A 15,045-nucleotide genomic window follows, 5' to 3' on the forward strand; every position below is an offset into this window, starting at 1 on the left:
TTTGAATCAGAGCGTCAAGTGGAATTTTTTAACGACTATATAAATGATTAACCGATTTGCCTTCTAAGCTTCTGACGTGAAACAGAACTTTTTCAGCTGTTAAATAAGCTTCTGGAATCGTATAAGAATACTCTTTCATGCGCGGGTCCCTGGGGCAGTGTTCTTTGACCTTTTTCATAATTGGTAAAATGGCGCAGGCGTTTTTTCCGTTATAAATGGCCTCAATTCGATCTAGCTCGATGCACGAACTTGGTAGCTCAATGTGCAATGTTAGTTCGTCATCACTGGATGTTACATGTCTGACCTGGCCGTATAGGTGCTCATCAATTGAGCTGGATTCTGCTTCGATAATGGGCAGATTCTCGATGCGGTCGCCAATGGCTAAGGCCCAGGTTCCTGAAGATAATGAGCCTAGCTTGATGGATTCCAGGTACGGCACCGCCATATTGATACAAACTGCGTCTGAGCTGTCTCTGCTGAGGGCTTTCAGATTGATGTCAATTTTTTGGCTATCCCTGTCCAGGTAGATGATCGCTCTGCCCCATTCTTGGCAGGGATTCGCGTACCAGCCGCTAACAAATAGCTCAGGTGCGTCGTTAGAGTCGAAGCCGCTTAAAATATAGATGTGTTCAACTGGAAGGCTAATTTCCCTTATTTGAGGGACCATCACATACCCGGGCGCAGCCAAAGTTCCCATAGAAAAAAGTAAAGAGCCCATTAGACGAAAGTGAAAAAACCGCATACAACATCCTCCTGATTGCTTGGACTAACAGCCAAACGAGGATCTTTATTTATGTTTAGAAAGCTTTTTGGGATGTTCGGAGCCGATTTGGCTATCGATTTAGGCACCGCTAACACACTGGTTCACGTCAGGGGATGTGGTGTCGTGCTCAATGAGCCCAGCGTCGTTGCCATTGCTCGAAATGGCTATGAAACCAAAATTTTGGCAGTGGGAAAAGATGCCAAAGAAATGCTTGGCAAAACGCCTGGAAATATTACTGCCATTAGACCAATGCGCGATGGGGTGATCGCTGATTTCACCGTTACCGAAACCATGATTAAGGCCTTCATTACCAAGGCCACGAAGAAAGCATTTTTTATCAGAGGCCGGTTAATCATCTCGGTTCCTGCTGAAATTACTTCTATTGAACAAAAGGCCGTCCGCGAGGCTGCTCTTGGCTCGGGCGTTCAAGAAGTTCACTTAATCGAACAGCCTATGGCTGCTGCCGTGGGAGCTGGCCTGCCTGTGCGTGATGCCCGTGGTTCCATGATTATCGATATCGGTGGTGGTACGACGGACGTTGCGGTTATCTCGCTAAACGGCATTGTGGCTTCGCAAACCTTGCGTGTGGCTGGCGATAAGCTCGATGAAGCCATCGTTAACTTCTTGCGCAAACGTCACAATATTTTGATTGGAGAGCGTACAGCGGAGCTTATCAAAATGAAGATTGGCTCGGCGGTGCCTTTGGCGGAAGAGTTGAAGATTGATGTTAAGGGTCGCGATTTGATCACCGGCGTGCCACAGGCGATTACGATTACCAGCGTCGAAATCCGCGAAGCTCTGCAAGATAGCTTCAGGCAGTTTGTGGCTTGCACCAAGTCAGTTTTAGAGCGCACGCCTCCTGAGCTTTCTGCCGATATTATCGACCGCGGCATTGTTCTTTGCGGCGGCGGTGCTCAGATTAAGGGCCTCGATAAGTTGATTGCTGATCAGTGCGGAATCCCTGTTTATGTGGCCGACAACCCATTGCACGCGGTGGTTGATGGCGTTGGCCAAGTGTTGGAAAACATGGACACCTATCGTGCGTTGTTGATTTGAGCAAAATATCCATGAAGTACGCATTTATCTGTCTTTTAAGCTTGGTTTCGTCTTGCATGGGTCTAGACGAGGGTGATCCGATCCCGATGGACCGCCTCTATGCTCCAGCCTCCATGCTGAAAAATGGCGACACGCTTTATGTTGTGAACGCCAATCTGGATTTGCGGTATAAAACGGGCAGCGTACTTGGAATCAACGTCTCTGACACAACTGCGGCCAAAGTAACTGAAACGGCAAAGATTCCTTCTCAGGGTGGTATTTTAGCCGCTTCTAGCGATTTTGAGTCAATTTTTGTGACATCGCAGCAGCTTGGCTCTTTAAATAGTCTTAAGCCCGAGCAGCAATTGGATTTGGGTCAGAATGGACCTTATTTTTTAAGTCTGGTTCCGAATCAGCAGGCAGGCTTTATTGGCTATTTGTTAACTTTTGCCAGCGAATTAATTGATGACGGTCGGTTTTCTGTGACCGGCAATCAGGGCGAGTTGCAATATTTTACCTGGGCCCCAGGTCAGCCGCCACAAGTTAAACAGACTTTTAAAATTTCTTCCTGCTTTAAGGCACAGGCTTATCAGCGCACCGCGAGATTGGGCGGGCTTTTGATCAACAATGGCAACTTGTTTGCTTTGGCGGAAATTATTGTTACTCCGGGCTACCGGCCCCAAAAACGCGTCTTTTTGGTGAAGGCTGCCGTTTCTGACCTGCAGCAAGGCAATTTAAACCAGACCACCTGCAAAACCGTTGATTTAACTCAAGGAGAAAATGGCGGTGTTCAGTCTTTGGCTCAAGCGGGTCGCGGGTTGGCGGTTTCTACTGACGGTAATACGGTTTACGCTTTGCTGGATGAAAACCCCACAGTGCTAAGATTGGGCTTTGGTTCTGACGGCGCAGTTTCTCAGACTGCCAAAGTAGAAACTTGCCGCAGTCCCGTGCAAATTCGATTGTCTCCTGATGAAAAAACGGTTTTGGTGGCGTGTGATAAGAGCCATCAGTTGATTGCTTATAACGCGCCTAATCTTGGCGTCATCGGAAAATTTCAAGGCGGCACCACTTCAGAGCGAAACGATCTAGGGCCGGTCGATATTTTATTTGACCCTTTAAAGCCATCTCAGGTTTTTGTCAGTTTTCAAGGCAGTCATCAGATTGGAATCTTCAACTATGCGAATACTACTTCTTCTCAGTCTTTTGATTTTGTCAGCCGGCTCAAGCTGTCTCGATAGTCAAACGGTTCTTCCAGGACAACTGGGGCAGATAACGGACGCGAGCGTTGCCTCCTGCTTGCCTTACAAAGACTCGGATACTGCGCATCAATGCTTATTGATAGCAAACCCTTATCAAGGTGCTGCTCGTGTATTTGATGCGATGGCGAATCAGTTTGTGCTCTCTCCGATTGGCTATTTCCCTTTGGCAGTTGCCTCCGGAAAGGCGCCGAATCAGGTAGCGACATTGGATGGCAAGACTTTTGTGCTGGATCCGGTGACGCGCGCCATTTATGAAATTCCCTCGAGTTTGATATCGCCTTTAGCGCCAATGAAGGGTTTGGATTTTACCCCAAATCTATTTGTCTTAACCAAAGACGATATGGGCAAGATTTGGGCTTTGGTGTCCGATAACTTCACGATTATCCATGCGGTCCCCCTAGAAGCAGGAGCAGCGTTTAGCTTTGACATGGGCATGGCCGTCAACCTGATCCAGGTTGATTTGAGCCATCAATACTTCTTTGTTGCTAGCGGAGCTAACTTGTTCCAGTTTGCCGTCGGCGCAATTTTCACCGCAGGCGGACCTAAAATCCCAGAGGCGCTGGTTCAAACATCTGCTATTCGTGCGATGGCTGCTGATGCGACCAATTTCTACCTTAGTTTGGCCGAGAAAAAGTTGGTGGTTTACAGCACCGTAAACGAGACTGCTCAGGGAAGCATGACCCTCGATGCTGTGGCGCAAGCGATTTATTTACCTGGTAGTATGGCAGGCACGCCTACGCCCTGCTGCAACGGCGCCAAAGAGTGGATAGCCGTTTTGCTGACAAACGGCGGGTTTCAGTATTTGGCCTACACAAACGGCGTATTCGGCGAAACGCAAAAGCTCTTTATCCCTGATGACAGCGGGATTAGCTCTTTTGCGCTGAGTAACCCCATCAAGTTATTGGGCGTCAATGCCACAGGGCATGGAAACGACGGGCTTGGCTGCGAACGGCGCTTGTTTTTGGTGTATTCCGGTACCCTTTTAAATACCTGCGAAGGCAGCAGAGTGGTTAAGCGTCTGGATCAAATGGCGTATTAAGCCGGCTTTGACGTATACTCTAGACTATGTGGAAATTCGGCTCCAAATGGTCAGTGGGCGTAGACCTGGGTTCTGAGAGCGTTAAAATTGTCTGCCTGGCTCAAACCGGAAAGACCTATAACTTGGTTTCTTACGGCATGTTCTATCGCGAACATGTGGAAGCAATTAGAGAAACGCTCTCGCATCCAAACTTGCAAAAAGCAAATCTCAGAGTTTCCATCAAAGACTCGCTGGTCAAAATCCGAAAACTCGAACTTCCTCCTGCCCCTGCTGATGAGCTGACACAAATGGTTCAAATGGCTTTAGGCCAGCAATTGGCGGGTCCAATCGAAAACTATATCCTGCGTTATCAACCGCTGCAAAAAGCGGTGTTCATCGCGGAAAGAAAGCAGGTTGATGACTATTTGGTTGAGCTTAAGCAGTGGGGCATTCTAAATCCTGCCGTTGTGGAGCCAAGGCTAAACTCTCTCGCCTTGGCAGCGCTTCATAACCACCCAATCCAAGCAGGCGAGAGATTGGCGATTGTAGATATCGGACGAGGCACAGCTTTGTTTGCCGTGGTTTCCAACGAGGGTCTGCTGTTTGGTAGAAACCTGTCAGATGCCGATGGCGAAGATTTGTTCAAGCAAATCGCGAATCGCATGGGGAGCTCTGTCGAAGAAGTTGATCGGAGAAAACGAGCTGACCCTGCCTTTTTAACACTGCAAAATCCGGACGCCAAAGAACCGATTATTCAGTGGCTTTATAAAGTGGCGGTAGAGATACAGAACTCAGTTGAAAACTATGAGTTGCAATTCCCGAACCAAAAAGTAACCGGCCTGATTCTCGCAGGCGGCGCCTCGAAAATATCGGGCCTTTCTGGCTACGTTCAAGATACTTTAAAGCTGAGCGCTACGTATATAGATGCATTTGCTCGTGTGAACACATCGGGTTTTCCTGTCGAGAATTTTGGCGAGCAAGGACATTTTTACGCTGCGGCCGTGGGGCTGGCTTTGTGATAGCCAAGGCCTAAAACATAAGTTTCCATGCTGCCTGAGCGTGTGCTTTGAGGGCGTCTGATTTTGACTTCTTTGAACATGCTGCGACAGGTTTTTAAGTAGTCGGGCATGCCGCCGCCTTCCAAGACTTTGACGCAGAAGTTGCCACCTGGCTTCAGTACGCGAGCCGCGATTTCCAGCGCTTTTTCGCATAGACCTAAGCTTCTGTCTTGATCCACACTTTTGATGCCGCAAGTTTTTGGAGCCATGTCGCTCAGGACCACATCAAACGAGCCGGCTGGGATTTCGACCTCGAAGATATCGCCCTGGATAAATTGAACGTGAGGACCAAAGCTAAGCGCTAAAGGTGACAAGTCGATGCCAATTACTTTGCCACCACCTGGGCCGACCTTTCTTTCCACATATTGCAGCCACGAACCTGGGGAGCAGCCTAGATCTAAAACTTTGGCTGAGCCTTTGATTAGCCCAAAATTTTTATCGATTTCTTCAAGCTTAAAAATAGAGCGCGCCACGAAACCTTGTTTCTTGGCAGCTTGATAGTAAGGGTCTTTGCGGTTGTATTGAGCCATAAATATTGCTTAGTGGAAAGTTTTAACTACACAGATTCGTTTACGTTGACAACTGACCTCGTTTACTGCTTTGATAGAAAGTATGTCTGAGACGCAAACCCTGACTAAAGCCGATATCGCGAATGCTATCTCTCAAAAAATGGGATTTTCGAAGACGCAATGCGCTGTCCTTGTCGACAAAGTTTTTGAATTAATTAAAGATTGTCTGGCCAGAGGCGAAGAAGTCAAAATTAGCAGTTTAGGCAGGTTTCAAGTCCGGCAAAAAAATGCCAGAAGGGGTAGAAACCCACAAACGGGCGAGCCTTTAGAAATTTCGGCTCGAAAAGTCGTTACCTTTAAATCTAGTCCCGTGCTGCGTGGCTTAATGGAAGAAAATCATGCAGGAAATTGAGCTGCCCAATAAAAAATATTTCAAAATTGGTGAAACTTCGATTTTACTTGGGGTTAAGCCTCATGTGCTTCGATACTGGGAAACCGAGTTCCCACAAATTAGACCCTTCAAGTCGGGCACTGGCCAACGGCTTTACAAACGCTCCGATTTAGAGGCTTTAGCTAAAATTCAAAGACTTCTATATAGAGAGCGCTTCACTATTGCAGGCGCGAAACAGGCCCTTAAAACACCTGAACTCAATCCGCTTCAGCAAGGGCTCTTGTCTATTAAGAAAGAACTTGAAACTATCCTTCAATTATTGAAATGACACCCATGCAACGCCAGTGGGCTGCCGCTAAAGAGCGAGCCAAAGATGCCATATTGCTTTTTCGCATGGGCGACTTTTACGAGCTTTTTGCCGACGACGCCATCAAAGCCGCCCCGATTTTAGAGCTTGCTCTAACCTCGCGCGATAAAGGCACACCCATGGCCGGCTTTCCGCACACGGCCGCCCCGGCTTATATCGCCAAGCTGGTTGCTCTGGGTTTTAAGGTAGCGATCTGCGATCAAATCGAAGATCCCAAAGCCACTAAAGGCCTGGTCAAGCGGGACATTACGCGCATCGTTACGCCCGGCACGGTAACTGATGATGATGGCCTAAAGTCGGGCCAAAATAATTATTTGGTCGCCATCGTTGCTCTGGCCAAAGGCCAGTTTAGCTTAAGCGCCTTAGATTTATCCACAGGCGAGTTTCTGCAGACTTCTACTTCGCATGCGCAAAGCGTGCTCGATGAAGTGAGCAAGCTTAGCCCGGTTGAAATTCTTATCGGCGGTGAATTTTGGCCTATCGGTCTGTTGGAAAGGCTTGAGCAAGTAGCCAACCAAACTCGATCTTGTCGCCTGGAGTCTTTTACCGATTCGACCAAGATCACCGCCAGCGATTTAATCAAACGTTATGTGACAGACACACAAGGCGGCAGCTTTTCCTTTCTGGAAGAGCCCAGGCCTTATTCAATCGACAACGAATTAATCATCGATTCTCTATCCAGAGAACATCTAGATCTGACTGGTTTGGCGAGCGTGCTACATCGCACCTGCACCGCGATGGGCTCCAGGCAAATGAACCGCTGGCTTGCGGCACCTTCAACCAATTTGGAAGAAATCCTAGCGCGCCAGGCCAAGGTACAGACCTTGCTGGATGAGCCCGCCAAGCGCCGAGCCATTCGAGAGATCTTAAAGCATCTGTATGATTTGGAGCGCCTCACCGTCAAAGTTGCAGCCGCTAGAATCAACCCGCGCGAGCTGGCGAACCTGCGAGACTCGCTTTCGCACCTACCTGCGCTAATCCAAGCTTCTGAAGAAATGCCAGGCAGTGGTTTCCACTTGGCTGACGTCCACCAACTTTTGGCTTCTGCCTTGGCTGAAAATCCACCCTTAAGCTTCAAAGAAGGCGGTGTTTTCTGCAAAGGTTTCGATGCGCAACTCGATGAGTATTCCGAATACGCCTCCGGGGGCAGGGATCAAATCGCCGCCATTGAAAGCCGCGAAAAAGAACTCACCGGTATTGCTAGCTTAAAAATCAAATACACCCGGGTTTTTGGCTATTATATAGAGGTTACCAGTACACACTTATCCAAAGTCCCGGCGCACTATAAACGCAAGCAAACCATCGCCAACGGCGAGCGCTACGTTACGCCAGAGCTCATGCGTCTGGAAGAAATGGTTTCAACGGCTGACATTCGCAGGCTGGCGAAAGAAGCAGAGCTTTTTGAACAGCTACGACAAAGCCTGCTCACCCACACCTCCCGCTTATTCTCGGTCGCCGCCTGGATTGCCAAGCTGGACACCTTAGCGGCTTTCGCTGAACTTGCTGAAGAGCGACGCTACGTCAAACCTGAACTTTTACCCGCTGAACAAAACTGCCTTGAAATTCAAAGCGGCAGGCACCCCATTTTAGAAGCGCTGCATTTAAAAAAAGGTGAAAGCTTTGTGCCAAACAGCGTCGCCTTAAACGCCGATAATCGTCAGATTCTGTTGATTACCGGTCCTAACATGGCGGGTAAGAGCACCATCATGCGGCAAGTGGCGTTAATCCAGCTACTCGCCCAAGCAGGCTCATATGTGCCTGCAGATTCGGCTCGCTTAAGTTTGTGCGATCGGATCTTCACACGCGTAGGCGCCTCAGACGATGCTCGCTCCGGACGCTCGACTTTCATGGTCGAAATGAGCGAGACGGCACATATATTGAACCATGCCACCAAATATTCATTGGTGCTACTCGATGAAATCGGACGCGGCACCAGCACCTTCGATGGTTTATCCATCGCCTGGGCAGTGGTCGAGTATCTGCATAATCACATTGGCGCCCGCACGCTTTTTGCAACGCATTATCACGAACTCACCAAGCTATCTGAAAGCTTGGCGAGAATGCACAACGTCCAAGTTTCTGTTTTAGAAAAAGCGGGCGACATTCAGTTTCTATACACACTGGCAGAGGGCGCTGCCGAGAAAAGCTACGGCATTCAAGTAGCTAAACTTGCAGGCCTGCCCCGCCATGTTCTTGAGCGCGCGAGCGAAGTGCTGGCGTCTTTAGAAGAAGACAAGCCAGCACCAAAGATCTCAAAGCCAAAACCCGCTCAGTTGACTTTGTTTGCGGATCCAATTCATTTGGCGCTGAAAGGCATCGATCTAAACCAAATAACCCCGATGCAGGCTCTGACAATGCTGGCAAACCTAAAAGAGCTGGCGTTATAACTTGTTTATTTTCAGTTAAATAGCTTCAAAAAGTTGGCGGTCTGAGTCTTCAACCGCATGTGAATGTACATCTGTTTACCTGCATCAATTAGAGAGCCTATAAAAACTGTTTGAACCCCTTCCCAGGATGGCCCGTTTCTCAGAAGACCGCAAAACTTTGGTATAAAGGCGACCATAGTATACGTTGAGCCTATTAGTCCTAATGCCACAACTGCGTTCCAAGTTCTTTCATCTGGATCGTTGACAACTTCGTCTTTTGCACTATAGAACACTGGTTTCAACGCTGTGCGGAAAAAACCATAACCGCATGTCCCTATTGCAAACAATAATGCGCCTCTTTTAAAATAAACTACACCCCTGCCAGGCAGGGCACCTGGGGGTCCTTGGATCGCGAGAGGGGCCGCGGGTCCGGCAGCTATTGCTTGTTGGGCGATAGCGCGTGTTAGCAATGCAGCTTCCATTGACATAATCCATTGCTCATTCGTGGTATATCTTACTTGTTCTTGGTTCTCGATAGCTTCTCGATCAGCATCCTCCTCCTGACAAAAAGCATAGCGTTGCATCCCATCAAGCCTTTCTTTTTCCCGACGGAACCACTCGATCTGGCTGGACGACCTATCTAAATGGGGTATGGATGTGCCGCCAGGAAAATGGGAAGTGCTCGCGCTAGCGGGCGACGGAAGAAACGCTGGCGATCGAGGAAACCCATCAAAATTGTCGCCAATGGCACTTGCGGCACCATTTAATGGTTGGTTAGGGAGCGCGGATGCGGGGTCACCCAACGAAGTTGGCAAAGGATCACTGGCACGAGGTGTGTTATCTGCACTCCACGGCGGACCATCCAACCCTTGTTCTTCGAGGTTAAGATGGCCGGGTTTGTTTGTGCTGCTTGCCCCTCTATCTTCGCTCAGAAGCTTGGAACTTGGAGCGTCAGTATATTGACGGTCGAGGGGAAAACCGTCTTCGCTGGAAGGCGGGTTGCTGGGTTGCTCGTTGCTATCTACCCTGGGGAATTGCGGCAGGCCTCCAGCTGGGTCCATCATTGCGAGAAGCTTACCAGATAATCCAATTGCGACGACGAAGGCTATTTTTATTGTTCCCATATATTTCCTTTCTCTGTTGAGATTTGTCAGATTTTACGAATGATGATCTGTTGCTCGTTGGTAGATTGTGCGAGCTGTATTGGTTTTGAGAAATTTGCTTTACTGTGGCGATATATTTTGGATATTCGTCAAAATTTTTTTTCTGATAACCACTTGCACGTCGAAAAACGATCATCTCGGTTTAGATTTATGTAAACTTTATGTTGTTTTGTCAATCAAGACTGCGGTGCTGGAACATCGCAATCAAATAGCCTATTTAGAACCGTCCAGCTCTGCAAGCCTGTTGTCGCGTTTGTGAATTTTTTCACGCAACACATAACAGATAACTTTCAGCAGAGCTTGCACTGGGCGGGCGAAAGTCCGATTCATCGCTTAATGGTGAGACATCACGCTTCGGCCCTATATGCATATACACATTGTACCATACGATTTACGCCACATTCCGTTTCGGCTTTGGGATAACATCTACCCATGAGACATATCGCCTTCCTTATTTTGAACCTGGCTGTCTTCATTGCAACGCCAGCGCATTTCTCTTTTGCCCAGGCCTATTTCGAAGTGGGGTTTAAAGGCAGTCCGGATAAATTTGTGATTAAATTGGTAAAGGAAGATCAAATCGCACATGCTCGCATGATTTTACGCAAAGAACCCACCGCCAAAACCCATATCCTGGGCACCATCGTTAAATCCAGAGCGATTTATAATGCCCGTTGGGGTTTTTATTTGGAGCCGACTTCCATTGGTTTCTTTGAAAACATTACCGCTATCTGCGATGCATCGCCGCAGTATATTGAAAATAATTTGGTTAGCATTGGCAGCGATATATTGCCAAAGAGTCTCTGGTGTCCGTTGTCTTCGCAGTTAAGCAGAGAAGTTTTGATTCGTCACCTATAGTTAAATAGCTCCATAAAGTTGGCAGACACATGATGTAAACTTCAGATTATTTTGTCAATTTAGCTCGAAAGCCCGTTAAGTAAATCATCGTAACCCGGAAGCGTTCTAATGGGTTCCCAGGGCCTTTTGGCATAGGCCCGATGATTCAAAACTAGTCTGCCTTGAACTTCAATTAAAGGTATTAATCCTCCTGGAATATTGCCAGGCTGAAAATAACTTAAGAATACGCCTCGATCACTTCTGACAACTGCAATCGTGCCGCCATTGCCATCACGTGCAACGATTGTTGATCCATTTTTCGTGGGAGCCACTAGCCGATCTTTAGCAATGACAGATAAATTTGTTGTTGGCTCCAGCTCTGCAAGTCTGTTGTCACGCTTATGAATTTTTTGACGCAATACATGACATATAACTTTCCGCGCATCTGCCAGGTTTACTTCTTGGGTCGAATTTTTACGTTCCAGTAGAACCTTTGTCCCATGTTCTTCTGGTGGACGCGTTTCAATAGCGTTTAACGCGGCTTCAAAGATTAATCGCCTCATACGGGTATAGGCGCGTAGCGACATTTGATTTCTGAGTACCGCAAAAATACATTCTATCGAGCAATTGCCAGATTTTTGATCGCTTTGCCAAATGGCATCTTTATAGGCGGGCATTTGTAGTTCTGCGCCTGGAATTTCGGAGATTAAATCATATGTCATTTTGGCATTCGTTCTTGACGCACGGTTGAGTATTCGAGCTATTAATTCTTCTGAAACTTGTTCGTTGGGAATTTTATATTTAATAACTGTTTGATATTTTGTTTTTCCATTAATTATGGCGGACGGGTGGTATTTTAGCCCGTCGCCTGAATTGAAAATTTTGATTAGTGAGCTTCCATCTGTATCTTTTTCGAGTGATAACATCATCGTATGTCCAGGGTAGCCATACGGTAATAACATCGGTTCACCTTTTGCCCATCTCTGATAGATATCACTGGCTGTCCCTGGTGAGTCACGGGAGAGATTTATATCGAAGGCCTGCTGAAGCTGACGATATTCTGGATACCTGTGAATTTTTAGAAAATCTTTGATGACGCCAAGTGTATATGGTAGCTTGCTTCCATAAGTTTCTAACCCGGCAATTAGTGTGCCAAAATGAAGATCTGCCAATGAATCGATATTGCCGCAGATTTGCCAATCGATCATCGTGCCGGTGCTGGGGAGCCCGTTGGAGGAGACCTTTACTGGGCCTTTAAAAATGCCTTCTCGCGTAGTTCCCGATATGGATACGCCATGGGTGTAAGTTAAAGTGCCTTGGCCATGGAACTTCCCATTTTGCATTTCACCTTCATAAACTGTCCCACTACTAAATATGGTCTTCCCATATCCGTGAGGATGTATGTTTATTTCTCCACTGTATCTGGTTCCGTCTCTATAATCCAATACACCTCGTCCTACAGGATCTCCATCTACAAAGCTGCCAGTATACTGGGCATAGGTTTCGTTTTGCTCTGAGTAATGGTAAGTGCCTTCTCCATTAATAGCGCCGAATTTCATCTGACCTGAATAAAATCCTCCGTCTGAAGAACTTAAGGTCCCCTGCCCATGGGGCTGCCCATTTAATGTTTCCCCTTCGTAAACATTTCCACTGGAATAGTGGATGACACGATGCTCTAGCAGGGGTGTATGAGGGGCTTGTAAGGGAACGGGGTTATCTGCTTTCTGATCATATGAATCAGAGTTCGCGCTGGGTGGTCGAAAGTCCGATTCATCACTTAAAGGTGAGACCTCACGCTTCGGTCCTACATGCATATAAACATTATATCATACGTATATTGCCAAAGAGCCTCTGGTATCCAATGTCTTCGCAGTTAAGCAGAGAAGTTGTGATTCGCTAATCGATGAATCACCCACCTAGATTGAGGCGTAAAAAGTCGACCAACGCAATAGGTAATTGCGGTTGACTCAATTGCTCCGGTTCGGCCACCTGCACGCTCCATCCGTAATTGGAATCTGAGAGAGAGACATTGCCGGAGTTGGTCCACGCAAGAGAATCTTTATTTCTAGTTTCATAACGCAATACATAGCCAGATTCGGCTTTCATGATGGACACTTTTTGACCGGTGCCGGTGTCATCTTCCCGCTCTAAAAGGGGAAGTTGTTCGAGATTTTGGGCCTCCAATACCTTTTTTATCCGAATTAAATATGACTTAGAAAGCTGTTCCCACTCTTGGAGGGGTTTATATATTCCCTTGCCAGATGGTTGGCCCGATACCATTTCTCCTTCATATACTGCGCCGTCTTCGTGTCTGTAGATCCCTTGTCCGTTCGCCGAGCCATCTCGAAATTCTCCGGTGTAAGTGGCACCGCTGGGCCACTGAAATGTTCCAATGCCACTGGGCTGGCCATTTGTTAGATCGCCGACATACTTCGCGCCGCTGGTGCCGTATGTCAGGACCCCTTTCCCGTTGGGGAGACCTTTCTTCATATCGCCAACGTAAACCCCGCCGCTCGCATATTTCACGGTTCCTTGGCCGTGAGGTCGCCCGTCTTTCATTCCACCGGTGTAGACGGAATTGTCTGGCAGAGTGAAATCTTTGGTATCTGTCATTTCTAAAACTGCTAATCGGCTATCTCTTTTGTGAACCTTTCGCTTAAGCGCTTCGATGACTTCGGCGCGTGCTTCTGATTCAGGCATTTCCATTTCATTTTTCTCAGAGCCGCTCGCTGCGGAAGAAATTCTTACTATATCTTCGCTTTGAGATTCAATTCGTGAGGATTTGGTTTCAAGTCCGGTTATGGTTGCCTCGAATAACAGTCGCCTCATTCGAGTATATTCTTTGAGAGGCATTTGGTTTCTTAACGCAGCAAAAATGCACTCTAATGCGCAGTTACCCGATTTTTGGGCAGTTTGCCAAATTGCATCTTCAATTTTGGGTTCTAATTTCTGGGCCCCTGGAATTTTTGAAATTAGTTCATATGACTCAGTTATGTCATTAAATTGCTCATAGGTCAGCATCTTTTCTATTATGTTCGGGGATAGTTGTTCTATAGGTATGGCATATTTTAAGACCGTTTGATGTTTAATTTTTCCATTGATCATTTCAGTGGCATGATATTTATCCAGTCCCTCTCCAGAGTTAAATAAACTGACACAGACGTGATTTTCATCGATCTTTTCTATGTTTATTAACATTGCGTGATGAAGATTTCCATAAGCCATTAATATTGGCTTCCCTGTAGCTAAATTTCGATGAATTTCCAGCGATCTCTGCTGTGTAGGGATCTGGGACAACAAATTATCTTGGGCAAACTGTAACGCATCAGACTCGGTTTCAAATCCGTTGATTCTCAGAAAATCCGTAATGGCCCCCAACGGATAGGAACGGGGGGCTTCGCTGTATCTGCCAGTCAATAGTGCACCGAAATTTAAATCTGACAATGATTCTAAATCGCCCACAAACTCATTTCCGATTTGTCTCCCGGTGCTACGAACTCCAGTGGGGTCTGTCATAGTTACCCTCCCGACGAACTGCCAATCGCGCATGGTTCCAGAGAAGGTAACTCCATTTGCATCCGACATTTCTCCTTCCCCGGAAAGCTGTCCATTTTGAAATACCCCCTTAAAGATTTGTCCATGAGGCATTGTGTAAACGCCCTTCCCATGAGGTGTTCCGTCCAACATTTCTCCCTTGTAGACCTGTCCGGTAGAATATATGCGGGTCCCATAGCCTTGAGGGTAATTATTGCTGAACTCTCCTTCCAGTGATTCTCCGCTCGCATATGTCAGTTTTCCTCGCCCGCGGGATTCACCATTCTGGACCGCACCAGTGTAGATAGCGCCATTTTTATATTTAAATGTTCCTTGGCCGTGAGGGACGCCCTTTAATGTTTGGCCTTCATAGATCTTACCGTCTGGATATTCAATTCGGACTAGAGATTGCGGATTTGAATCAAGCGGAGATGAGGGGCTTTCTGGAGGTTCGGGAGGGCGGTAAGGAGCGGGTTTTTTAAGGTGGAGCTTTTTTGGGTCGTCAAAGCTGTCTGAATCGAAACCTGGTTCAGATTCCGAATCAGATTCGGCTGCATGATAGTCTGAATCAGGCTCAGAAACATTTGGTAAGACTTGACGATCTGGCCCGATTCGCATGTCTTAATTATATGATATTATGGCTTTGAAAAGCCAGGCTGTCGTCCCAGCGCCTTTGGAAACCAGCGCTGGGCCGGGGGGGGGGGCGGGGCCCCGGGTCAAGCCCGGGGTGACATTGGGGGTGGGTTAC

Annotated in this window: 13 protein-coding genes; 8 read left to right on the forward strand and 5 right to left on the reverse strand. The window is 47.4% G+C overall.

Annotated elements, in window-relative coordinates; all coding sequences use genetic code 11:
* Positions 1-28 precede the first annotated feature (28 nt).
* Positions 29-742, reverse strand: coding sequence for a hypothetical protein (locus tag V4534_06800; GenBank protein MES2504568.1), 714 nt, complete (start codon positions 740-742; stop codon positions 29-31).
* A gap of 51 nt (positions 743-793) precedes the next feature.
* On the opposite strand from V4534_06800, the gene V4534_06805 reads away from it, so the two are divergent.
* From V4534_06805 to pilM, 4 genes are read left to right on the forward strand one after another with little or no spacing between them, the layout of a single operon-like run.
* Positions 794-1,819 (forward strand): rod shape-determining protein, encoded by a 1,026-nt coding sequence (locus tag V4534_06805; protein MES2504569.1) that lies wholly within the window; start codon positions 794-796, stop codon positions 1,817-1,819.
* An 11-nt stretch (positions 1,820-1,830) separates the two neighbouring features.
* On the forward strand, positions 1,831-3,036 hold the full coding sequence (locus V4534_06810) for a hypothetical protein (protein MES2504570.1): 1,206 nt from the start codon (positions 1,831-1,833) through the stop codon (positions 3,034-3,036).
* On the forward strand, positions 2,975-4,096 hold the full coding sequence (locus V4534_06815) for a hypothetical protein (protein MES2504571.1): 1,122 nt from the start codon (positions 2,975-2,977) through the stop codon (positions 4,094-4,096). The genes V4534_06810 and V4534_06815 overlap by 62 nt, the downstream gene beginning before the upstream one ends.
* 26 nt (positions 4,097-4,122) lie before the next feature.
* Positions 4,123-5,094: a pilus assembly protein PilM gene (gene pilM / locus V4534_06820; protein MES2504572.1), complete on the forward strand. Its 972-nt coding sequence runs from the start codon at positions 4,123-4,125 to the stop codon at positions 5,092-5,094.
* Here the strand turns inward: pilM and V4534_06825 are convergent.
* The gene (locus V4534_06825; GenBank protein MES2504573.1) at positions 5,064-5,663 is read right to left on the reverse strand and encodes an RlmE family RNA methyltransferase; all 600 of its coding nucleotides are present in this window, start codon (positions 5,661-5,663) and stop codon (positions 5,064-5,066) included. The two genes, pilM and V4534_06825, sit on opposite strands and share 31 nt — an antisense overlap.
* An 82-nt stretch (positions 5,664-5,745) precedes the next feature.
* Here V4534_06825 and V4534_06830 point away from each other — a divergent pair, with 82 nt between their 5' ends.
* From V4534_06830 to mutS, 3 genes are read left to right on the forward strand one after another with little or no spacing between them, the layout of a single operon-like run.
* Positions 5,746-6,054, forward strand: a complete 309-nt coding sequence (locus V4534_06830) for an integration host factor subunit alpha (protein ID MES2504574.1) — start codon at positions 5,746-5,748, stop codon at positions 6,052-6,054.
* Positions 6,041-6,361 carry a MerR family transcriptional regulator gene (locus tag V4534_06835; protein ID MES2504575.1) on the forward strand — a complete coding sequence of 107 codons (321 nt, stop codon included), beginning with the start codon at positions 6,041-6,043 and terminating at the stop codon, positions 6,359-6,361. Before V4534_06830 ends, V4534_06835 begins: the two co-directional genes overlap by 14 nt.
* Positions 6,358-8,787: a DNA mismatch repair protein MutS gene (gene mutS / locus V4534_06840; protein ID MES2504576.1), complete on the forward strand. Its 2,430-nt coding sequence runs from the start codon at positions 6,358-6,360 to the stop codon at positions 8,785-8,787. The genes V4534_06835 and mutS overlap by 4 nt, the downstream gene beginning before the upstream one ends.
* Before the next feature lie 11 nt (positions 8,788-8,798).
* Here mutS and V4534_06845 read toward each other — a convergent pair whose 3' ends face one another.
* Positions 8,799-9,890, reverse strand: coding sequence for a hypothetical protein (locus tag V4534_06845; protein MES2504577.1), 1,092 nt, complete (start codon positions 9,888-9,890; stop codon positions 8,799-8,801).
* 471 nt (positions 9,891-10,361) lie between these two features.
* On the opposite strand from V4534_06845, the gene V4534_06850 reads away from it, so the two are divergent.
* On the forward strand, positions 10,362-10,784 hold the full coding sequence (locus tag V4534_06850; GenBank protein MES2504578.1) for a calmodulin: 423 nt from the start codon (positions 10,362-10,364) through the stop codon (positions 10,782-10,784).
* A 59-nt stretch (positions 10,785-10,843) separates the two neighbouring features.
* On the opposite strand, the gene V4534_06855 is transcribed toward V4534_06850, so the two are convergent.
* Both V4534_06855 and V4534_06860 read right to left on the reverse strand, forming a co-directional pair.
* Complete coding sequence (locus V4534_06855; GenBank protein ID MES2504579.1) at positions 10,844-12,577, reverse strand: hypothetical protein; 1,734 nt, start codon at positions 12,575-12,577, stop codon at positions 10,844-10,846.
* A gap of 94 nt (positions 12,578-12,671) precedes the next feature.
* Positions 12,672-14,915: a hypothetical protein gene (locus tag V4534_06860; GenBank protein MES2504580.1), complete on the reverse strand. Its 2,244-nt coding sequence runs from the start codon at positions 14,913-14,915 to the stop codon at positions 12,672-12,674.
* Between the last annotated feature and the right edge of the window lie 130 nt (positions 14,916-15,045).

The organism is Myxococcota bacterium (assembly GCA_040387835.1).
Lineage (GTDB): Bacteria > Myxococcota > UBA727 > UBA727 > JABDBI01 > JAZKCZ01.